This is a genomic window from Massilia sp. IC2-477 (assembly GCF_020707265.1).
GTDB lineage: Bacteria > Pseudomonadota > Gammaproteobacteria > Burkholderiales > Burkholderiaceae_D > Telluria.
The window spans coordinates 13,802-36,025 of the sequence record NZ_JAJFEQ010000016.1 but is presented as its reverse complement, the minus strand read 5'-3'; the positions used below and the strand labels follow the sequence as shown (position 1 = coordinate 36,025).

Annotated in this window: 10 protein-coding genes; 4 read left to right on the top strand and 6 right to left on the bottom strand. The window is 67.9% G+C overall.

The genetic code is table 11. The annotated features are described in order from the left end of the window. Positions 1–37: 37 nt before the first annotated feature. The 4 genes from recD to LK542_RS23105 all read right to left on the bottom strand — a co-directional run bounded on the left by recD (position 38) and on the right by LK542_RS23105 (position 12,192). Positions 38–1,996, bottom strand: a complete 1,959-nt coding sequence (recD, locus tag LK542_RS23120) for an exodeoxyribonuclease V subunit alpha (protein ID WP_227813755.1) — start codon at positions 1,994–1,996, stop codon at positions 38–40. A 1-nt stretch (position 1,997) separates the two neighbouring features. Continuing rightward, complete coding sequence (gene recB / locus LK542_RS23115) at positions 1,998–5,639, bottom strand: exodeoxyribonuclease V subunit beta (protein ID WP_227813754.1); 3,642 nt, start codon at positions 5,637–5,639, stop codon at positions 1,998–2,000. Beyond that, positions 5,636–9,034, bottom strand: coding sequence for an exodeoxyribonuclease V subunit gamma (gene recC, locus LK542_RS23110; RefSeq protein ID WP_227813753.1), 3,399 nt, complete (start codon positions 9,032–9,034; stop codon positions 5,636–5,638). The genes recB and recC overlap by 4 nt, the downstream gene beginning before the upstream one ends. Before the next feature lie 104 nt (positions 9,035–9,138). Next, the gene (locus LK542_RS23105; protein WP_227813752.1) at positions 9,139–12,192 is read right to left on the bottom strand and encodes a CHASE domain-containing protein; all 3,054 of its coding nucleotides are present in this window, start codon (positions 12,190–12,192) and stop codon (positions 9,139–9,141) included. 91 nt (positions 12,193–12,283) lie between these two features. Between LK542_RS23105 and LK542_RS23100 the strand changes: the two genes are divergently transcribed. Further along, positions 12,284–14,341: a prolyl oligopeptidase family protein gene (locus LK542_RS23100; RefSeq protein WP_227813751.1), complete on the top strand. Its 2,058-nt coding sequence runs from the start codon at positions 12,284–12,286 to the stop codon at positions 14,339–14,341. Here LK542_RS23100 and LK542_RS23095 read toward each other — a convergent pair. Continuing rightward, a complete protein-coding gene (locus LK542_RS23095) occupies positions 14,338–14,922 on the bottom strand; it encodes an acyl-homoserine-lactone synthase (protein WP_307728993.1) in 585 nt (194 codons plus the stop codon). The genes LK542_RS23100 and LK542_RS23095 overlap by 4 nt on opposite strands. Positions 14,923–15,080: 158 nt before the next feature. Here LK542_RS23095 and LK542_RS23090 point away from each other — a divergent pair, with 158 nt between their 5' ends. Next, positions 15,081–15,353 (top strand): DNA-binding transcriptional regulator, encoded by a 273-nt coding sequence (locus LK542_RS23090; RefSeq protein ID WP_227802363.1) that lies wholly within the window; start codon positions 15,081–15,083, stop codon positions 15,351–15,353. On the opposite strand, the gene LK542_RS23085 is transcribed toward LK542_RS23090, so the two are convergent. After that, a complete protein-coding gene (locus LK542_RS23085) occupies positions 15,328–16,062 on the bottom strand; it encodes a LuxR family transcriptional regulator (RefSeq protein WP_227813750.1) in 735 nt (244 codons plus the stop codon). The genes LK542_RS23090 and LK542_RS23085 overlap by 26 nt on opposite strands. A gap of 357 nt (positions 16,063–16,419) precedes the next feature. Here LK542_RS23085 and LK542_RS23080 point away from each other — a divergent pair, with 357 nt between their 5' ends. Together LK542_RS23080 and LK542_RS23075 are read left to right on the top strand one after the other, a co-directional pair. After that, the gene (locus LK542_RS23080) at positions 16,420–21,327 is read left to right on the top strand and encodes a response regulator (protein WP_227802361.1); all 4,908 of its coding nucleotides are present in this window, start codon (positions 16,420–16,422) and stop codon (positions 21,325–21,327) included. Then, entirely contained in the window at positions 21,327–22,178 is an 852-nt protein-coding gene (locus LK542_RS23075; RefSeq protein ID WP_227813749.1) for a CheR family methyltransferase, read from the top strand. Before LK542_RS23080 ends, LK542_RS23075 begins: the two co-directional genes overlap by 1 nt. The last annotated feature ends 46 nt before the right edge of the window (positions 22,179–22,224 follow it).

The following is a 22,224-nucleotide window of genomic DNA, read 5'->3' as shown; positions in this document are numbered from 1 at the left end:
CAAGGCCGGGAGCTTGCGCGACGCGGCCGAACGGGTATCAGCGCGCGCTGGGCGCGATCATGCCGCGCAGGCCGCTGGTGCGGTGGGTACGCTGGGCAATGGCTTCCGCCAAAACGGCGCCTGGGGGCGAGACCAAAGTAAACTGCTCGCTGGCGCGGGTGATGCCGGTGTAGACCAGCTCGCGGGTGAGGACGGCGCCGCGCTCGCGCGGCAGCGCCAGCACCGTGTGCCGGAACTCCGAGCCCTGCGACTTGTGGACCGTCATCGCGAACGCCGTTTCGACGTTGCGCAGGCGGGTGGCAAGCACGCTGCGCACGGTGTCGCCCTCCAGGAAATACACCCGCAGCGCGCCAGCCCTAGCCGGGTCGGGCAGGGTCACGCCGATGTCGCCGTTGTAGACGCCGGTGCCGTAGTCGTTGCGGGTGACCATCACCGGCCGTCCCACATACCATTCGCCATTCGGGCGCAGCAGCCCGGCCTGGGCCAGGCGGCTCGCTACTGCATCGTTCAGGCCGGTCACGCCCCACTCGCCGTCGCGCACCGCGCACAGGATGCGGAAGGATTCGAAGCGTTGCAAGACCTGGCGCACCCATTCTTCATGATTCGTGTTCAATCCGGCCGTGGGAGCCGTATTCAACACGTCCAGGTAAGAACCGTAGCCGGACTGGGCCAGATGCAGCACGTGCTGCTGCTGGGCGTTCTCGATCCAGCGCACCCCGTTTTTCTCGGCATTACCGGCGCGCAGCAGGGTTTCGGCACGCACGGCGTCGCCGGCATTCACGGCCAGGGCCAGCTGGCCGATCGGGCCGCCGAAGCGGCGGCTGTGGCGCAGCATCACGGTCTGCTGGGCCAGCGCGCCGGCCTTGCCCAGGAATTCGCTGGGGAGTTCTTCGCCGCTGGCGGCCAGCACGTAGTCGAGGGTGGCGTCGGTGTAGCCGCCGGCCTGGGCGTTGTAACACAGGTCGCCCAGCACGGCGCCCGCCTCCACCGACGCCAGCTGGTCCTTGTCGCCCAGCAGGATCAGGGTCGCGCCAGGGGGCAGCGCGTCCAGCAGCGAGGCCATCATCTCGAGGTGGACCATCGAGGCTTCGTCCACGATCAGGACGTCGACGTCGAGCGGATTGCCGCGATGGTGGGCAAAGGCGCGGGTATCGGGACGGGCACCCAGCAGGCTGTGCAGAGTACGGGCGGCGCCCATGCGCGCGGTCAGTTCGCGCAGTGGCAGCTGCGAGCCCACCTTGTCGTCGAGTTCGCCGAGGGCCTTGTCGATCGACTGCTTCAGGCGCGCCGCCGCCTTGCCGGTGGGTGCGGCCAGGGCGATGCGCTGGCTGGCCGCTTCCGGCGCGGTGGCGAACAGCAGCGCCAAGAGGCGCGCCACGGTATAGGTCTTGCCGGTGCCGGGGCCGCCGGTGATGATGGCCACCGAGCCGCGCAGGGCGATGGCGCAGGCCAGCTTCTGCCAGTCGGGGCCCTCGCTCGCGCGCTGGGTCGAGAACAGCACGTCGAGCCAGCCGCGCACGTCGCGCACGTCGACTTCGCGTACTTTGGTCGCGCGCTCGCGCACGGCCTGGGCCACCAGCATCTCGTCACGCCAGTAGCGGCGCAGGTAGAGGCGGTCGCCATCGAGCACCAGCGGCTGGTCGTAATCGAAGGCGCCGACTTCCCACACCTGGCCGCAGGCGGCCAGCTGCTGGGCCCAGCCCTGGGCCGTCTTCGGCAGCGGGCCGGCGGCGCGCGCGAGCAGCTTCCACCCCTCGTCCTCCCATCCTAGCAAGGTGGCCGGGCCGGCCGCCAGGTCGTCCAGCAGCAGGCAGCTGTGGCCCTGCCCTTCCAGCTCGGACAGCACGCTGGACGCCAGCACCAGCGAGGGCGGCGCAGCGCCCAGCGAGGCGATGAAACGGGCAAAGGCGCAGGACAGGCGGCGCAGCTCGCCCGTTTCGCTCAGGCGCGTCAGCTCGTTCCACAGCAGGTCCATGTCGGCTTCGTGTTTCGCCATGTCAGTCTCCCAGCAGGCCTTCGAGGCCGTCCAGCAGTTCCAGGTCGGGACCCAGCACGCAGCAGCCGCGCGTGTCGGCATTGGCGATCCCGCGCAGGAACAGGAACACGGCCCCGCCCAGCTGCTGGCGCGGTTCGTAGGCATCGCCAAGGCGGCTCCTGAGCAGGCGGTGCAGCGCCAGCAGGTAGATGGTGGCCTGGATGTCATAGCGGTGCTCGAGCATGCCCAGTTCCATCGCAGCCTGGGTATAGGCGGCGTCGCCCGGTCCCAGCGCATTGGTCTTGTAGTCCAGCACCCAGTAGCGGCCATCGTGCTCGAACACGAGGTCGGCGAAGCCCTTGAGCATCCCGTGTAGCACCCGCTCGGGCAGCACTGGTCGCTCCAGGCCCTTGACGATGCGGCTGCGGCACAGGCGGTCCAGTTCCACGACGTCGAGGCGCTCGCTGGGGAACCAGAATTCGAGTTCGGGCACTGGGTCGCGCAGATCGCTCAAGGCTGCGCCCAGGGGCGGCAGCGGCGTCGTGGCCACCGCATGCAGCCAGGCCAGGGCGTCGTCCAGGCGGTGGCCCCAGCCGGCGCGCTCGATGCGCTGGCCCAGGCGCAGCATGAATTCCGGCTCGTCGGCGCGGCCGAAGCCCTCGCCCGCCATCCATTCGAGCTGTTCGTGCATGAAGTTGCCGGGCACCGAGCCGCGCGGGAAGCGGTGCCAGGGCGCGTCCTCGATGCGCGGCGGCGTGAGCACCTGCGGATCTTCCTCGAGCAGGGTCTGTTCCTGGGCGCGCATCGGCGCCGGCACCGGCGGCGCGCTCACGGCCACCGCATGGCGCACCAGCGAGGTGAAGGAACCGATCGACCAGTTGCGTTCAAAACTGGCCTCGAAGCGCGGCGCCGCGAGCAGGTCCGGGCGCGCGTCTTCGCGCGCCAAGAGCGTGCGGCCTTCCGCTTCGCTCAGGTCGTGCAGCACGATGCCGTCGGCGTCGCCGCGCAGCTGTTCCAGCCGATCGCGCAGCAGCTCGGCCGCGATCTTCTCGCCGCCGCCCAGCAGGTAGCCGAGCGCCGACTCGTGCAGCCGATTCTCGTTCTTGCTGCGGCCACTGACCGGCGCCGCGCCCAGCCACAGGTAGTGGCGCGCACGCGTCAGGGCCACGTAGAGCAGGCGCAGGTCTTCTTCCAGGCGCGCGCGGTCGACCGCTTCCAAGGCCTCTTCGCCCAGTGTCAGGTCCAGCTGGCGTGCGCCGTCCGGGCCGACGAATTCGAAGAAGGCGCGGTTGCGGCGGTCGGTCCGGCGCGCGGTGACCGCGAACGGCAGGTAGACCAGTGGGTATTCCAGGCCTTTCGATTTGTGGACCGTGACCACCTTGACCAGCTCGGCGTCGCTTTCCAGGCGCAGCACGCGTTCGTCTCCGCCTTCGCCCAGGCCTTCGAGCTGTTCGGCCAGCCAACGGATCAGGGCCTGCTCGCCCTCCAGCTGGGTGCTGGCTTCCTGCAGCAGCTCGGCCAGGTGCAGCAGGTTGGTCAGGCGCCGCTCGCCGCCGGGCTGGCGCAGCAGGCGCGCCGGCAGGCCCAGTTCGTGCACGAAACGGCGCAGCATGGCCAGCACGCCTTGGCGCTGCCAGGCGCCGTGCAGGGCTTTCAGTTGCTCGACGCGCGCTTCCCAGGCCACCTCGTCCGAGGACAGTTTCGCCAGCTCGCCCAGCGGCAGGCCGGCGGTGCGGGTGGCAAACGCCGCGCGCGCCAGCGTGCCGTCGAGCGGATTGGCGACCGCGTACAGCCAGCGCAGCACGTCGGCCGCTTCCTCGCTCTCGACCACCGAATCCTTGTCGGACAGGTAGACGCTGGCCACCTTGCGCTCGACCAGGGCGCGGCGCACGGCGGCGGCTTCGCGCCGGTCGCGCACCAGGATCGCGATATCGGCCGGCATCAGGCGGCGGAAGCGGTCGCCGTCCGAGAAGCCGACCCGTTCGTCCGCCAGCAGGCCCACGATGTGCTCGGCGCAGTGGTGGGCAAAGAAGTCGCGGTAGGCTTCCTGGCTCATGGGGCCGGCGCAGCACACCGACATCGCGTGCTGCGGGCCGTCGGCGCCGACCAGGCGCTCGCGGTGGCCCTTGGCGGCGACCGGCTCGAAGGGCAGCGGGTTGTCTTCGCCGCGGCGGAAGCGGAAGGCGCCCGCCGGGTAGCCGGCATGCCCGGCGTGGCCCTCGGCGTGGCGGAACAGCTGGTTCACCGCTTGCACCAGGGGCGCGGTCGAGCGGTAATTCACGCCCAGCTGGTAGTGGCGGCCCGCGGTGGCGCGGCGCGCCGCCAGGTAGCTGTGGATGTCGGCGCCGCGGAAGCCATAGATCGACTGCTTGGGGTCGCCGATCAGGAACAGTCCCTGTTCCGGGTCGTTGTCTGCCACCCGGTACAGCAGGTCGAAGATGCGGTACTGGTCGGGCGAGGTGTCCTGGAATTCATCGACCATCGCCACCGGGAACTGCTGCACGATACGCGCCCGCAGCGCCGGGCCGTTCGGTCCTTCCAGCGCGTCCTTCAGGCGTTCCAGCATGTCGGCGAAGCCGAACTGGCGGTTGCGCGCCTTCAGCTCGCGCATGCGCGCCGCGATGTGGCTGGCCGCGTGGCGCAGCAGTGCGTGCGCCAGCGGCTGCAGGCGGTCCAATGCATCCTTGAGCGGCGCGGTGAAGCCGAAGCAGGCCGGCACCTCGGCCACGAAATCCTTGCTGAAGGCGTCCACGATGCCGTCCGGGCACAGGCGTTTCCACGCCGTGTCGTTCAGCTCGGGCAGCACGCGCAGCGGGTCCGCGGCCCAGGCGCGCAGGGCCTCGAACCACTTGACCAGGGAATCCGCCCGCATCTTGTTGCCGTTGAAGCACTTCGCGTTGCGCTCGCGCTGGGTGGCGATCCAGGCTTCCATCTCGTCGGCGCGCGCAGCCCAGCCGTCCTTCAGGCCGGACAGCTCGGCGCGCAGCGCCGCCTGCACACGCGCCACCACCACGCCCAGCGGTTCGGGCGCGCATTCGCCCAGCAGGTGGGTGCGCGTGACCAGCTCGCGTACGCTGCCCTTCAGCGATTCGACGTCCTTCCAGCATTCGCGCACCGCCACCAGGGCGTTCGCGCCCAGCGGGTAGATGTGCTGGCGCCAGTAGTCGTGGGCCGCGTCCTCGAACAGGGCGCGTTCGTCGCTTACCAGTTCTTCGTCGAACAGGCTGCCGGAATCAAAGGCGTGCTCGCGCAGCATGCGCTGGCACCAGGCGTCGATGGTGAAGATCGCCGCCTCGTCCATTGTTTCCGCCGCCAGCACCAGGCGGTGCGCCGCCACGCTGCGCTCGGCTTCGCCCGGATAGGCTTCGAGCAGCGCTTCCAGGTAGGGGTCGTTGGGTTCCAGCTGGCCGCGGAAGAAGGCGGCCGCCTCGACCAGGCGCTCGCGCACCCGGTTGGCCAGCTCGCGCGTGGCGGCGCGGGTAAAAGTCATCACCAGGATCTCGCTCGGCAGCAGCGGACGCGCAAAGGCCGCCTCCATGCCGTGGCCCAGCACCAGGCGCAGGTAGAGCGCGGCGATGGTCCAGGTCTTGCCGGTGCCGGCCGAGGCCTCGATCAGGCGCGTGCCGTGCAGCGGAAAGTCGAGCGGTTCGAGGAGCTGGCTCATTCGCTCTCCTCCACCGCGGCGCCGGCCAGGGGCGCCACGTGCACCGTACTTTCCAGCCATTCGGCCAGCGGTCCATACAGGTCGCGCGCCACGTGCGGCCAGTCGCCGGCCGCGACCAGGCTGGCGAAGTCGGGCCACAGGCGCGCCAGGCACAGCTCGTCGACCTCGCCCGAGAGTTCGTAGCCGCCGTCGTACACGCTGCGCGCATCGCCCTCCTGCAGCAGCGCCAGCGCGGTCTTGCAGGCCACGCCCAGCGGGCGGTCGAGGTTGGTGCGCCACAGGGTGGCCAGGTCGTGCAGCGTGGCCGCCGCCTCCAGGGGGCTCAAGGCGTCCATGGTCAGGATGGCGTCGCGCGCCACCAGGTGGCCGGCCACCGGGCTGCCCGCCGCGCTGGCCGCCAGCTGGCGCAGCCAGGCGCCGATCAGTTTGTCGCCACGCGGGCGCCCTTCCCGGTCCAGCACCTTGGACGAGACCTGCATCAGCCAGGCGGTTTCCTCGCCATCGGTGCGCAGGCGGTCGATCCAGTCGTCCAGGGTCAAGCCTTCAGCCAATCCCAAATTCACCGCACGCTTGGGCGCCGGGTCCGGGAAGCGCGCGCCCAGTTCCAGCCAGGCGCTGCGCACCGGCACCAGGCCGTCGACCAGCTCCTGCTGCCAGTGGCGGCCCAGCAGGCCGATCGGCAGCACGCCCTCGCGCGCCAGCCGTTCGGCGCGCGCATTCAAGGTCGCGCGCACTTCGTGCGGCGCTTCGGCCGGTCCGCTGTCGTCCAGCAGGTGGTCTTCGATGAAGTAGCGCTCCAGCGCATCGAGCGAAAACGGCTCTTCGTCCTCGCCCACCACGGCGGCGTCGGCGAACACCACGCCCAGGCGGCGCCGGAAGAAGTAGCGCGCCGGCTGGCGCAGGAAAGCGGCCAGCTCGCCCAGCTTGAGCACGAAGCCCGGTTCAAGTTCGTACGGCGGCAGCGCATCCACGGCCGCTTCTGCATCGTCGGCGCCATGGGCCGAGCGCCATTCGCCCGCATAGGTGAGCAGGCCGCCGCGCTCGAAGTAGCGCCGGCTGAAGGGCTGCAGCGCGTGTTCGACCGTGCGCTCCGACAGGTCGAGGTTCCAGCCGTTCTTCAGGTAGTCGCGCAGCTGGGCCACAAGCACGGAGGCCGGCTGCTCGCTGTTGTCGCGCACGTTGCGTCCGACCCAGCTGAGGTACAGCTTGTCGCGCGCCGACAGCAGCGCTTCCAGCATCAGGTAGCGGTCGTCGTCGCGGCGCGAGCGGTCACCGGGACGCGCCATGCCGGGCAGCGCCAGCAGGTCGAAGTCGGCCTGCTGGGTGCGGCGCGGGAAGTCGCCGTCGTTCATGCCCATCAGGCACACCACGCGGAACGGCACGGCGCGCATCGGCATCAGGGTGCAGAAGGTCACGCCGCCCGATACGAACTGGTGGTTCAGGGTCGGCTGGTCGAGCTGGCCGAGCCAGGATTCGCGCATCACCGCCAGCGGCACCGGCTCGCTGAACTCGGCCGCGTCGACGGTCTCGAGCCAGCACTGCAGCGCTTCGTTCAGCTGGGCCAGGGTCAGGCGGTCGGCCTCCACGCCGGGCTTGAAGAAGGCCCCCAGGAGCGCGCGCGCCGCCTCGCCCCACTCGGCGGGCGTGCGTGCCTGCGCCAGCGCCGCGCGGTAGTGCAGCAGGCTGTCGATGAACTGGGCCAGCGAGCCGGCCAGCGCGGCGTCCAGCCCGCCCACCTCGGCATAGGGTTCGATGTCGCCGAAGCTGGCGCCGGCGCCGCTGGCGTAGCCGAGCAGCATGCGGCGCACGCCGAAGATCCAGGCATTCTGCTCGCCCACCGAAGCCAGGCCCAGGCCGGCGCGGTGCTCGCGGTCCAGGCCCCAGCGCACGCCCGAGCCCTCGATCCAGCGGCCCAGGATGGGCAGGTCTTCCGGCGCCAGGCCGAAGCGCCCGGCCACCGCGGGGACGTCGAGCAGGTCGCGCACTTCGCTCTGGCGGCAGCGCTGCTGCGGCAGGCGCAGCAGCCATTCGAGGGCCACCAGCAGCGGGTTCACGCTGCGGTCGCGCACGTCGCCGATTTCGAACGGGATGTGGCGCGGGTCGTTGCGGCGGTGCTGGTCGAACACGGCGTGGATCGCCGCCGAGAACACGTCGATGTCCGGCACCATCACCACCACGTCGCGCGGACGCAGGCTCGGGTCCTGGGCGAACCAGGACAGCAGCTGGTCGTGCAGCACCTCGACTTCGCGCTGGACGCTGTGGGTGATGTGGAATTCGATCGAGCGGTCCTCGCGCGGCGGGGCTACACCTGGATGCTCGTCGGGCGGCAGCAGGTCGCGCACCGCGGCCTGCACCTGCTGCAGCAGCGTCTCGCCAATGCTGTCGTCGAACAGGTCGACCCGCATGTTCTCGTAACGGGTACCTTCGCCCTGGTCGAATTCGTCGAGCATGCGCACGAAGTCGCGTCCCTGGCGGCCCCAGCTCGCGAGCAGCGGATGGGCGTGCATGTGCAGTTCCTCGACCGGCACGCTGGCCAGTTCCAGCCCGCCGCGCGGCTGCTGGCGGCGGCGCGCCGCCTTGAGCAGCTCGCGTCCCTCGATGATGTCGCCCCAGTAAAAGCGGCAGGGATTCGGCACCGCGAACAGCACCTGGGTGTGGCGCGACAGCGCGGCGATCGCCTGCAGGGTCTGGTAAGGCAGGGTCGACATGCCGAACAGGATCACGCGGCGCGGCAGGCGCGAGGCGGGCTCGCGGCCGGATTCAACCGCGGCCAGGAATTGTTCGTGAATGCTGGCGCGGCCCGTCACGCGCTGCTCCGCGGGCAGGCTGGCGTGGATCTCGCGCCACAGGCAGGCCTGCCATGTCAGGTCGGGGGCCAGGGGCACCGGATCGCCCACGGCGCGGCGCAGCTGGTCGCGTCCCGCTTCCCAGTCGGCCAGCCAGTCCGACCGGTAGACCTGGTACTGGTCGTACAGGTCGGCCAGGCGCTCGGCCAGCTGCAGGCGGCGCTCCGGGCAGCCGTCGCCGAGGAACTGCTTCAGCGGGGCGTAGCTGGCCTCTTCCACCAGGCCTGGGAGCAGGCGCATCAGGCGCCAGGTGAGCGGGTCCTTGTCGAAAGGCGCGCGGGTCGGCACGCGTTCGCGTCCCAGCATGCCGCGGTAGGCTTCCCACAGGAAGCGCGCCGGCAGCGCCACGCGGGTGGCGGCGCACACGCCCATTTCCTGGGCCAGGGCGATCTTGAGCCACTCGGCCACCCCGTTCGACTGCACCAGGATGATCTCCTGCTCGAGCGGTCCCAGCGGGTGCCGGCGCAGCCAGTCGAACATGGCGCTGCGCAGCAATTCCATCTGATTGCCGTGCAAAATCAACAAGCCTGGGGTGATCGGGGAGGACATCGGGACGGTTGGGTTGCTCAAGGGGCAAAGGATACCCGTTTTGACGGCGCCGCGAAAGGCTTGGCGCCTGTCATTGACTCTTCAGCAACCCTCGAAAAAGACCCTCATGGCCGGTCGTGGACACGGGTCCCGAGACGCGTCGTGACCTCGCGCTCGATGCGCCCCAGCTGGGCGCGCAGGCGCGCCGCCAGCGCCCGCGCCTGGGCCGGACGCGCGGCCTGGCTCTCGAGCTCTTCGCACAGCGCGGCAAAGCCCATGGCGCCGACGGTACGGGCCGAGGATTTGATCCGGTGCGCCACCGCCGCCACCCCGGCCATGTCGCCGGCCAGGAGCAGCGCATCGAGCTGGTCGAGGGCGTTGCGCGCCGTCGACACGAACAGGTAGGCATATTTACGCATGCGCTCCCCGTCGTCGCCGAAGCTGGCTCCCAGCGCGCCGAAGTCGAGCGCCCCGCTGCCCGGTGCGGGCGCCGCCACCAGGTCCGGCGCGGGCGCCGTGCTGCGCCCCAGGCAGCGTGCGATGGTCGCGCCCAGCAGTTCCGGCACCACCGGCTTGGTCAGGAATTCGTCCATGCCGGCCTGCAGGCAGCGCGCGCGGTCCTCGACCCCGGCATTGGCGGTCATCGCGATCACCAGGGTGCCCGCCAGGCGCGGGTCGCTGCGGATGCGGCGGGTCGCCTCGAGTCCGTCCATGACCGGCATCTGCACGTCCATCAGGACGCAGTCGAAACGCTCGCGCGCCATTGCCTCCAGCGCTTCGACGCCGTTGCCGGCGACGCTCACGACGGCGCCGGCCTGGGCCAGGAGTTCGCGCGCGACCTGCTGGTTGAAGGGATTGTCCTCGACCAGCAGCACGGCGCAGCCATCCAGGCGCATGGCGCCGTCCGCGTGCTGGGCCGGCGCGGCGCCCAGGCCGGCCGCGACGCCGTCCTCGAGCCCCAGGCGCGCGGTGAACCAGAAGGTGCTGCCGCGTCCCGGGCTGCTCTCGACCCCGACCGCGCCGTGCATCAGTTCGGCAAGCTGCTTGCTGATTACCAGGCCCAGGCCGGTGCCGCCGTGGCGCCGGGTAGCCGAGGGGTCGGCCTGGTGGAAGGGCGTGAACAGGCTGTCCAGCTTGTCGGGCTCGATGCCGATGCCGCAGTCCTGCACCTCGAAGCGCACCAGCAGTTCCGGGCCGAAGGCATGCTCGAGGCGGGCGCGCAGGCCAATGCGGCCGTGCTCGGAGAACTTGACGGCGTTGCCGGCGAAGTTCAGCAGCACCTGCTCCAGCCGCAGCGGGTCGCCGCGCAGGGGCCGCATCAGCTCGGGCGCGATCTCGAGGTCGAAGCCGAGACCCTTGGCGCCTGCCGCCTGCCCCAGCTGCTGCTCGACGTTGCGCATCACGGCGTCCAGCATGAAGCTGCGGGTGGCCAGTTCCAGCTTGCCGGCCTCGATCTTGGAAAAGTCGAGGATGTCGTTGATGATGCCCAGCAGGTGCTGGCCCGAATGGAAGATCTTGTCCAGGTAGCCGCGCAGCTGCGGGGCGGGATGCGCCTGCAGCGCCAGGTGGGTCATGCCGATGATGCTGTTCATCGGGGTGCGGATCTCGTGGCTCATGTTCGACAGGAAGTCGCTCTTGGCCCGGTTGGCGGCGTCGGCGCGCGCCTTCAGCTCGTGCAGGACGGTGACGTCGGTCGAGATGCACAGCACGGCCGGCATCTCGCCTTCCGGGTGCAGCGGCACGCGCACGCTCCACATCTGGCGCACGCTGCCGTCGCGCAGGGGCAGCTCGGCCTGGCAGGCATAGCGCTCCCCGCTTTCCAGCACGGCGCGGTCGCGCTGCCAGGTGCCGTCGGCCAGCGGGCCGGAGACCACGTCGAGGTCGCGCTGGCCGACGATGTTCTCCGCCGGCCGTCCGATCAGCGCGGCGGTCTTGGCGTTCACGTAGCGGAAACGGCGCGCGCCGTCCTTCAGGTAGACGTAAGCATCCAGGTTGTCGAGCACCGAGTCGAGCAGCAGGCGCTGGTCGAGCGCGGCGCGGCGCGAGCGCATCAGGTTGAAGATCAGCGCGAAGCCCAGCAGGCTGACGCCGAAGCCGGAGGCGAAGGCCAGCAGCGGCAGGTAGCGGTCCGAGCCCACCGCCATGGCGGCGCGGTCGGCCGAGAAATGAGCCTTCCAGCGGGTGCCGACGTAGTCGATCGGCAGCAGGGTCGTGAAGCGCCCGCCCGCTGCCTGGGCCTCGCGGCCGTCCACGCGCAGCTCGCGGCCGACCAGCAGCCGGTCGTCGGCCTCGAGTTGCAGCGCTGCGCCGCCTGGACCGGCGGGCCCGTTCTCGCTGTACAGGCTGAGCGCCACCGGCTGGCGCGCCTGGGGTCCGAGGGCGCGCCGCACCAGTTCGTCGACCGAGAACGCGATCCCGATGCTGCCCATGTAGCGCAGGCGCCGCTCTTCCACGGTGGCCGGCACGCCGCCGCCCAGGTAGAGCGGCAGGCGCATGCCCAGCGCCGTGTGCGGCGTCGGGTGCTGCAGCCGCACCGGATTGCCGGAGGCGCTCATCGCACCGAGGTCGCGCGCACGCGCCAGCACCCCGGCGATGAACGGCTGGGCGGCGATGTCGAAGCCGATCCGGTCGTTGGCCTGCGCCTCCGGCTCGACCCAGGTGATCACGGCATACGAGGGACGCCGGCCGGCCGGCCAGATGTTGAAGTGCGGATTGCCGGCAGGGTTCACGCTGCGGTCCGCGCGCACGGCGGCGATGAAGGCCTCGCGCTGGGCGTCCGGGACATGGGCGACGTAGTTGACCGCTTCGATCGCGGGGAACTGCCCCTGCAGGTCGAGCGCCTGCACATAGCGGTGCAGGCGCAGCCGCGTCAGGGGCCTCTCCCCGGCCGCATGCAATGCCGACATCCCGCGCACCACGCGGGCATACGAGGCGATGGCGCTGGAGATCCGCTCCTGCGCCAGACTCGACACCGTCTCGAAGCGGCGGCGCGCGTCGTACTCGACCGCGCTGGAGGCGACCCGGTAGCACAGCGCGCCGACTGCGAGCGCGAGCGCAAGCCCGGCCACCCAGGGGGCGGCGCTCGCACTCTGGGTGGCCGGGCCTGCCCCGTCCACGGCGGCCTGCGCCGCTTCGGCTACCGCATCTCTTGATTTGCTGCCGGTCGATAAAGAATCCATTCTGCTCCACACGTGCGGTTCCGACCGCTCGATATTGCTAGTATAGGCAATCCGCAGGCCAAGCTGCTCATCCATATTCGCTCAAGCCCCCATGACACCATCCGTTCCCCAGGAAACAAGCCCTTCCCTCGATGATCCCTACCTCTGGCTGGAAGAAGTCGACGGCGAGCGCGCCCGCGCCTGGGTCGAGGACAGGAAGCGCGCCGCCGAAGCCGAACTGGAGGCGCAAGACGGCTACCCCGCCCTTGCGGCGCGCCTGCGCGCCATCCTCGATTCCACCGACCGCATCCCGTATGGCCGCTGCCATGGCGGCCTGCTGTACAACTTCTGGCGCGACGCCGGCCATCCGCGCGGACTGTGGCGCCGCACCACGCTGGACGAGTACCGCAAGGAGGCACCTAGCTGGGACATCCTGATCGACCTCGACCTGCTCGCGCGCGACGAAGGCGAAAACTGGGTCTGGGGCGGCGTGACCTGGCTCGAACCCGGGGGCGAACGCTGCCTGGTGTCGCTCTCGCGTGGCGGCGGCGACGCCCATGCCGTGCGCGAATTCGACGTGGCCGCACGCACTTTCGTGCAAGGGGGATTCACCCTGCCCGAAGCCAAGAGCGACGTGGCCTGGATCGACCACGACACCCTGTTCGTCGGCACCGACTTCGGTCCCGGCTCGCTGACGGAATCCGGCTACCCGCGCATCGTCAAGGCATGGCGCCGCGGCACGCCGCTGAGCGAAGCCGCCACGGTATTCGAGGCCGGGTTCGACGACCTGTCGGTCTCCGCCTGGCGCGACGCCACGCCAGGATTCGAACGCGAGTTCGTGCAGCGCCAGATCGGCTTCTACAGCAGCGAGCTGTTCCTGCGACGCGATGGCGTGTTGATCAAGGTGCCGAAACCGGAGGACGCCAACGCGTTCGCGGTGCGCGACCAGCTCGTGATCGAACTGAGGTCAAGCTGGGAGATTGGCGGACGCAGCTACCCGCAGGGCGCCCTGCTGGCGGCCGGCTTTGACGCGCACCTGGAAGGCACAGCGCAGTTCGAGCCCCTGTTCCTGCCTTCTCCCACCACCTCGCTCGACGGGCTGACGGTGACCCGGGACGCCCTGCTGCTCACCATCCTCGACAAGGTCAAGAACCGCCTGGTGGAACTGCGCCGCAGCGGGGAAAAATGGCAGGCGCGCGACGTCGACCTGCCCGCCATCGGCTCCCTCGAATCCTGGGCCTTCGACCGGGTCGACTCGAACCACTATTTCCTGACCACCACCGGTTTCACGGAGCCGTCCACCCTGTACCTGATCGAAGCAGGAAAAGATATGCGCGAGCCGCTCAAGGCCATGCCCGCCTTCTTCGATGCGGAAGGGCTGCAGGTCCACCAGTTCGAGGCGACATCGAAGGACGGCACCCGCGTGCCCTATTTCGCCGTGATGCGCCGCGACACCCGGCTCGATGGCGACAACCCGACGGTGCTGTACGGCTACGGGGGCTTCGAGGTGTCGCTCAAGCCCTCCTACGGCGCCCTCAGCGGCGCCGCCTGGCTCGAGAGCGGCGGCGTCTACGTGGTGGCCAACATCCGCGGCGGCGGCGAGTTCGGCCCGGGCTGGCACCAGGCCGCGCTCAAGGAACATCGCCAGCGCGCCTTCGACGACTTCATCGCGGTGGCCGAAGACCTCATCGAGCGCGGCATCAGCAGCCCGCGCCGGCTCGGCATCATGGGCGGCAGCAATGGCGGCCTGCTGGTCGGCGCCGTGCTCACCCAGCGCCCCGAGCTGTTCAACGCAGTGGTGTGCCAGGTGCCGCTGCTGGACATGCGCCGCTACCACCAGCTGCTGGCCGGCGCTTCCTGGATGGGCGAATACGGCGACCCGGACGATCCCGCCGAATGGGCGTGGATCGGCCGCTACTCGCCCTACCACCAGGTCCGCGCCGACCAGTGCTACCCGCGCGTGCTGTTCACCACGTCGACCCGCGACGACCGGGTCCATCCGGGCCATGCGCGCAAGATGGCGGCGCGCATGCTGGACCAGGGCCATCCCGTGCTGTACTGGGAGAACCTTGACGGCGGCCACGCCGGCGCCGCCGACAATGCCCAGACAGCGCGCATGTGGGCGCTGACCTGGACATTCCTCCAACGCCAGTTGCGCGATCAGCCTTAAGAAGCCATGCGCTGGGCGAACAGCGCTTCATAAGTGGCCCGCACGTCGATGTAGATGGCCACCGCGGTCTCGATGCCGATCTTTTGCGGCTCGCCCAGGCGGGTGCTGACCACGCCGGCGCGCCGGGTCAGGCGTTCCAGCGCGGTGGTGGTGACAGTGACGAAGTGGGTCAGGCCGTTCTCCATGCCGAAACGGACCGCGGCCTCGAAACACTGCATGGTCATTTCCGAGAAACCGTAGCGGCTTTCCTTGCCGGTCTCGAGGGCAAAGCGCGACAGCTCCCAGATATGCGGGTCACTCGGCGCCTCCCGGCCTTCCAGCAGCTGCGGGAAGGAATCCTTGAGCATGTACGGACCTTCGGTCGGCAGCAGGCGCCAGCAACCGAGCAGCGGACCGCCAGGTGCCCGCATCACCATATACGCCGGATCGAGGGCATCGTAGCCGTCGATCTCCATGCCCGACAAGACGGGCACTTCCCAGCCCAGGCGCCCGCTGAACACCTTGGCGCGCAGGGTATGCATTTCCCACAGGTCTTTGGATTTGAATTCACGACGTGCTGCGATCTTGATCTGCATGTTCATTTTCGGCCCCTTGTGTGTGGTGGTTCAAAGCTATGCTGCTGGCATATAAGGTTCATGCAATATGGGCAAGCCGGGAACTAGCAGCTCTGCTAGGTTTCCATGCGCGCCACCGGTGGAATACTTGCAGACTGCATAACCACCGATGAAAGGGAGCAGACATGGCAAACGAATTGATGTGCGAAGCACTGGCCGCGGAACTGGAAGCGCAGCAGGCGGCGCAGGTGGACGGCGGCAGGCGTAACAAGCCGCACGAGTTGCGGCGCCTGCGTATCGCCAAGCGGGAAAGTCAGGAGAAGTTCTGGAGCCGCTTCGGGGTGACCCAGTCGAGCGGCAGCCGGTTCGAGACGGGACTGGAACTGCCGCCCCCGGTCGCGATCCTGTTGCGTCTATACGTCAACGGCAGGGTCAGCGATGGTGATCTTCAGGTGTGAGCAGGCCGAGGGCGATTGCCTCGACGACCGCCTGCTGGCGCGTGTTCACGCCGAATTTCTGGCGCACGTTGGCAAGGTGAAAATTGACGGTCGCCTCGGAGCAGTTGGTGATCCGGGCGACCTCCCATGAGGACTTCCCGAGCATGACCCACTGCAGGACCTCGAGCTCGCGCCTGGTCAGGCGCGGCAGCTCGGGCTCGACCCTGGCGTCGCGGAAGCGTTCGGACGAAGCAAAGGCATAGTCCCGGATCAGGGACAGTGACGGCAGGGTCTCGAGCAGCTGGCGCTCGAAAGACGCGTCGGGCCGCAAGTCCGACGCGAAGCTGACCATCCCCAGTTCGCCCTGTGGGCCGTGAATCGGCAGCGTCACGCCGCTGCGAAGCCCGTGGGCGCTGGCCTCTTCGTACAGGGCCCCGGCGCCGTCCCCGCCGAAGGCCGTTGGCGCCCAGATCAGGGGCAAGGTATGCGACATGCAGTGCACAATCGTCGGATCGACGTAAGCGAAGCCGTTGGCATCGTAATGATTGCGCCACTCCGCCGAATAATTGCTGCGTGTAAAAGCGTTTTCGAAACGCACATGGCGCGAAGCGATGACGCTGAACATCACCTGATCGAAGCCCAGCGCGTGCGCCAGCTTGAACAAGCGCTCTGTCCATGCGCGTTCGTCTCCGGCTTCCAACAGTTCGAGCAATAATGCAGTGTCAATCATGGGACAGAGTCGGTTGACCGTACTCCCTTATGCTAAATGACTTCGCGTTGTAAATACTCAAGAATGTTGCAGACGAGCTCATCTGCCACACATAAGATGGAGACGCTGTAGTGACAATACAACAATACTGCGCAATCGTGCGCGGCGTTCAACGAATTTACGTTACCCTCCGCCAGTTACCGACCCAAAGTTTTCTAAACTGCAAGATTTCTTAAGCTCAGCACAACATTCGCCAACCGCGATGCTTGACTTGAATCTATACAAGAGTATCTTCTCTGCATTTCACAGTTCACAGTCGCCGTCCGGCGCCTGCGGCACTCACTTTCTTTACCCACACGCGAAACAAGGATTTAGTCGATGAACAACATGACCGACATGGGCGAACAGTTGGACGTCAAACTCTTGCTGACGACCCTGATGGCGCTGAAAAAAGGCGACTTCTCGGCGCGGCTGCCCTCGGACTGGACTGGGGTATCCGGCAAGATCGCCGACACCCTGAATGACATCATCGAAACCAAGCAGAAGATGGTCGAAACGGTTACCGACGTGTCGCGCGTGGTGGGCCGCGAAGGCCACCTGACGCAGCGCGCCGACCTGCCCGGCGTGGTCGGCGGCTGGGCCACCATCATCAGCTCGGTCAACACCCTGATCGACGACCTGGTGCGTCCGACCACCGAGATGGCGCGCGTCATCGGCGCGGTGGCGAAGGGCGACCTGTCCCAGACCATGGCGCTGGAAGTCGACGGCCACCCGCTGAAGGGCCAGTACCTGCGCGCGGCGATGACCGCGAACACCATGGTGGAACAGCTGTCCTCCTTCTCCTCCGAAGTGACGCGCGTGGCGCGCGAGGTGGGTACCGAAGGCAAGCTGGGCGGCCAGGCGCAGGTGAAGGGCGTGGCGGGTACCTGGAAGGACTTGACCGACTCGGTGAACTCGATGGCGGGTAACCTGACCTCGCAGGTGCGTAACATCGCGGAGGTGACTACCGCGGTGGCGAACGGCGACTTGTCGAAGAAGATTACCGTGGACGTGCGCGGCGAGATCCTGCAGCTGAAGGACACCATCAACGTCATGGTGGACCAGCTGCGCTCCTTCGCATCCGAGGTGACCCGTGTGGCACGTGAGGTGGGTACCGAAGGCAAGCTGGGCGGCCAGGCCTACGTGCCGGGCGTCGGCGGTACCTGGAAGGACTTGACCGACAACGTGAACTTCATGGCGTCGAACCTGACGGGCCAGGTGCGTAACATCGCGGCGGTGACGACCGCGGTGGCGAACGGCGACTTGTCCAAGAAGATTACCGTGGACGTGAAGGGCGAGATTCTCGAACTGAAGAACACCATTAACGTCATGGTGGACCAGTTGTCCTCGTTCGCATCCGAGGTGACCCGCGTGGCGCGTGAGGTGGGTACCGAGGGCAAGCTGGGCGGCCAGGCGCAGGTGAAGGGCGTCGGCGGTACCTGGAAGGACTTGACCGACTCGGTGAACTCGATGGCGGGTAACCTGACCGGCCAGGTGCGTAACATCGCGGACGTGACCACCGCCGTGGCGAACGGCGACTTGTCCAAGAAGATTACGGTGGACGTGAAGGGCGAGATTCTCGAGCTGAAGAACACCATCAACGTGATGGTCGACCAGCTGAACTCCTTCGCATCCGAGGTGACCCGCGTGGCGCGTGAAGTGGGTACCGAGGGCCGCCTGGGCGGCCAGGCGAACGTGCCCGGCGTCGCGGGTACCTGGAAGGACTTGACCGACAACGTGAACTTCATGGCGGGTAACCTGACCGGCCAGGTGCGTAACATCGCGGAGGTGACCACCGCGGTGGCGAACGGCGACCTGTCCAAGAAGATTACAGTGGACGTGAAGGGCGAGATTCTCGAACTGAAGAACACCATTAACGTCATGGTGGACCAGTTGTCCTCGTTCGCATCCGAGGTGACCCGCGTGGCGCGTGAGGTGGGGACGGAAGGTAAACTCGGTGGACAGGCCTACGTTCCAGGAGTGGGCGGTACCTGGAAAGACCTTACCGATAACGTGAACTTCATGGCGTCGAACCTGACGGGCCAGGTGCGTAACATCGCGGCGGTGACGACCGCGGTGGCGCGCGGTGACTTGTCCAAGAAGATTACCGTGGACGTGAAGGGCGAGATTCTCGAACTGAAAGACACCATCAACGTCATGGTGGACCAGTTGTCCTCGTTCGCATCCGAGGTGACCCGTGTGGCGCGTGAGGTGGGTACCGAAGGTAAGCTGGGCGGCCAGGCAAACGTGTCCGGTGTGGCGGGTACCTGGAAAGATTTGACGGAAAACGTCAACCAGCTGGCGGCAAACCTGACCAACCAGATGCGCGCGATCGGTGAGGTGGCGACCGCGGTGACCCGTGGTGACCTCTCGCGTAGCATCCAGGTGGAAGCGCGCGGCGAGGTGTCCTACCTGAAGGACAACATCAACGAGATGATCCGTAACCTGAAGGAGACCACGCAGAAGAACGCGCAGCAGGACTGGCTGAAGACCAACCTGGCGCGCTTCACCCGACTGCTGCAGGGCCAGCGCGACCTCCAGGCCGTGACCAAGCTGATTCTGTCGGAACTGGCGCCGCTGGTCTCGGCCCACCACGGCGTGTTCTACATGATGGACTCGCAGGAGACCGACGCACGCCTGCGCATGATCGCCTCCTACGGCTACCGTTCCAGCCGCAAGCTGCCGACCTCCTTCCTGCCGGGCGAAGGCCTGGTGGGCCAGTGCGCGCTCGAGAAGACCCGCATCTGGCTGACCGACGTGCCGCGCGACTACATCGTGGTCTCGTCCGGCCTGGGTTCGGCGCCGCCGAACAACATTGTGGTGCTGCCGATCCTGTTCGAACAGCAGGTCAAGGCGGTCATCGAGATCGCCTCGCTCGACCGCTTCACCGAAACCCACCTGTCCTTCCTCGACCAGCTGATGGAATCGATCGGTGTGGTGTTGAACACGATCGAAGCGAACAGCCGTACCGAATCGCTGCTGACCCAGTCGCAGTCGCTGGCGCAGGAACTGCAGCAAACCAACCAGGAGCTGGCGGAGAAAGCGCGCCTGCTGTCCGAGCAGAACATCGAGGTGGAACGCAAGAACCGCGAGGTGGAACAGGCCAAGCTGGCGCTCGAAGAAAAGGCGACCCAGCTGGCCCTGTCCTCCAAGTACAAGTCCGAGTTCCTGGCGAATATGTCGCACGAACTGCGTACGCCATTGAACTCGCTCCTGATCCTGGCGCAGCAGCTGTCGGATAACCCGGAGGGCAACCTGTCTTCCCGCCAGGTGGAATTCGCAAAGACCATCCACGGCTCCGGTTCAGACCTGCTGACCCTGATTAACGACATTCTGGACCTGTCGAAGATCGAGTCCGGTACCGTCACGCTGGACGTGTCGGAATACCGCTTCTCGAACCTGCGCAACTACGTGGACCGCACCTTCCGCCACATGGCCGAAGCCAAGCACCTCGGCTTCGAGGTCGACCTGGCGGACAACCTGCCGACCGCGGTGATGACCGATACCACGCGCCTGCAGCAGGTCTTGAAGAACCTGCTGTCGAACGCGTTCAAGTTCACCAGCCACGGCACCGTCTCGATGAGCATTAGCCTCGTGAACAGCGGCTGGACCCACGACCACCCGAACCTGGTGCACGCCGACGCCGTGCTGGCCTTCTCGGTGCGCGACACTGGTGTCGGCATCCCGGCCGACAAGCTGCAGCTGATCTTCGAGGCATTCCAGCAGGCCGACGGCTCCACCGCCCGTAAGTACGGCGGCACCGGCCTGGGCCTGTCGATCTCGCGCGAACTGGCGCGCCTGCTGGGCGGCGAGATCCGCGTCGAGTCCACGGTCAACGTCGGCTCCACCTTCACGCTGTACCTGCCATACAACCGCGCCGGTTTCGTCAACTACGAGCAGACCCGCCAGCCGCAGCCGGCACGCCTGGCCCCGCCGCCGGCAAGCACTGCCACCACCGTGTCCTACCAGCCGGTGGTGCAGGCAAGCGTCGACGTGGCGACAGTCGAACTGGGCGACACCAGTTCGGTGGTCGAATACTCGTCGGTGCTGGACGACCGCGGCCTGGTGACCCCGGGCGATCCGTCGGTGCTGATCGTGGAAGACGACGAGCGCTTCGCCAAGGTCCTGCTCGACTTCGCCCGCGAGAAGAACTTCAAGGCCATCGTCACCCAGCGCGGCGATTCGGCCCTGTCGCTGGCGCGCGACTACCTGCCGTCCGCGATCCTGCTCGACATCGACCTGCCGGACATCGATGGCTTCACGGTGCTCGACCGCCTCAAGCGCGACCCGAACACCCGCCACATCCCGGTGCACGTGATGTCCTCGCTGCGCGAGCGCGAGCGCGCGCTGCGCCAGGGTGCGATCTCGTACATCAACAAGCCGGTGGGCCGCGAAGCCCTGCAGGAAGAATTCAAGCGCATCCAGAAGTTCCTGATGGGCGGCAAGCGCTCGCTGCTGGTGGTGGAAGACGACATGGCCCAGCGCGAGTCGATCGTGAACCTGATCGGCAACGCCGACATCCACATGGTGACCGTCGATACCGGCGCCGCCGCGATGGAAGCGCTGGAAAGCTCGCACTTCGACTGCATGGTGCTGGACCTGACCCTGCCTGACATCTCGGGCTTCGACCTGCTGGACCGCATCGGCGGCAACGAGCGCCTGCGCGACCTGCCGGTGGTGATCTACACCGCCAAGGAACTCTCGCGCAAGGAAGTCACCAAGCTCAAGCGCTATGCGAAAACCATCGTCATGAAGGACGCCCGCTCGCCGGAGCGCCTGCTGGACGAGACCGCGCTGTTCCTGCACCGTTCGCAGGCCAGCCTGCCGGAAAACCAGCGCCGCATGCTGGAAGAGATCCACGCGGCCGACGGCGGCCTAGCGGGCCGCAAGGTCCTGATCGTCGACGACGACCTGCGCAACATCTTCGCGCTGTCCACGCTGCTGGAGCGCCAGCAGATGCAGGTGCTGTTCGCCGAGAACGGCCGTGACGGCATCGAAGTGCTGGAGAAGGATCCGACCATCGAGATCGTCCTGATGGACATCATGATGCCGGAGATGGACGGCTACGACACGATGCGGGCGATCCGCCGCATTCCGAAGTTCCGTTCGCTGCCGATCATTACCCTGACCGCGAAAGCGATGAAGGGTGACCGCGACAAGTGCATCGCCGCTGGCGCCTCGGACTACATCACCAAGCCGGTCGATGTGGCCCAGCTGCTGTCGATGATGCGCGTCTGGTTGCACTGATGGGCGAGCTGAGCGCCTGGAGCGGGTTTGCCGCCGCCCAGGCGACCGAGGAACTCGAGATCGAGCTGCTGCTGGAAGCCGTGTACCAGCGCTTCGGTTTCGATTTCCGTGGCTACGCCCGGCCGCGCCTGCGCGAGCGCCTGCTGGCACTATTGCAGGCGCGCGGGCTGGCGACCATCTCCAGCCTGCAGGAGCGGGTGCTGCACGAAGCGGGCGCCGCCCAGGACGTGCTGCGGGTATTGGCGGTGCCGCAGGCGCCGCTGTTCGACCTGCCCGAGGACACGCGCCGCCTGCGCGCCGCCCTTGGCGACAGCCTGCGTCCGACCGCCCTGCCCAAGGTCTGGCTGGCCGAGCCGGCCGGCGTGGCCGAGGCCTGGACGCTGGCAATCCTGCTGGCCGAGGAAAAGCTGTACGGACGCACGGAGGTGTTCGCCACCGTCGCCAGCGACGAGCTGCTGTTCGAGGTGCGCAACGCTAGCTTGCCGGTGGCGCAGCTGACGCAGTCGCAGCCGCAGTACGAGGCCAGCGGCGGCAACGGCCGCCTGGCCGACTACTTCGAGGTCTCGAACGGCGAAGCGCGCCTGCTGCCGCGCCTGCGCGAGCGCATCACCTGGGCGCAGTACAGCCTGGTGACGGACGCCTCGTTCCAGGAGTTCCACGGCATCGTCTGCCGCCGCGCCCTGCCCGACTTCGGACCGGTGCTACGCCAGCGCGTGCTGCGCCTGTTCCGCGACAGCCTGTCGCTGTTCGGGGTGCTGGGACTGGACCGCGAGCTGGCGCCGGCGGATGCGGGGATGGCGGATTACGTGCCGTTGTTCGAGGATGGCGGGTGGTATAAGCGCGTGCGGTGATTTTCCTTCCTGTTGACCGCGTGGGCGGAAGACCCGCCCACCCTAC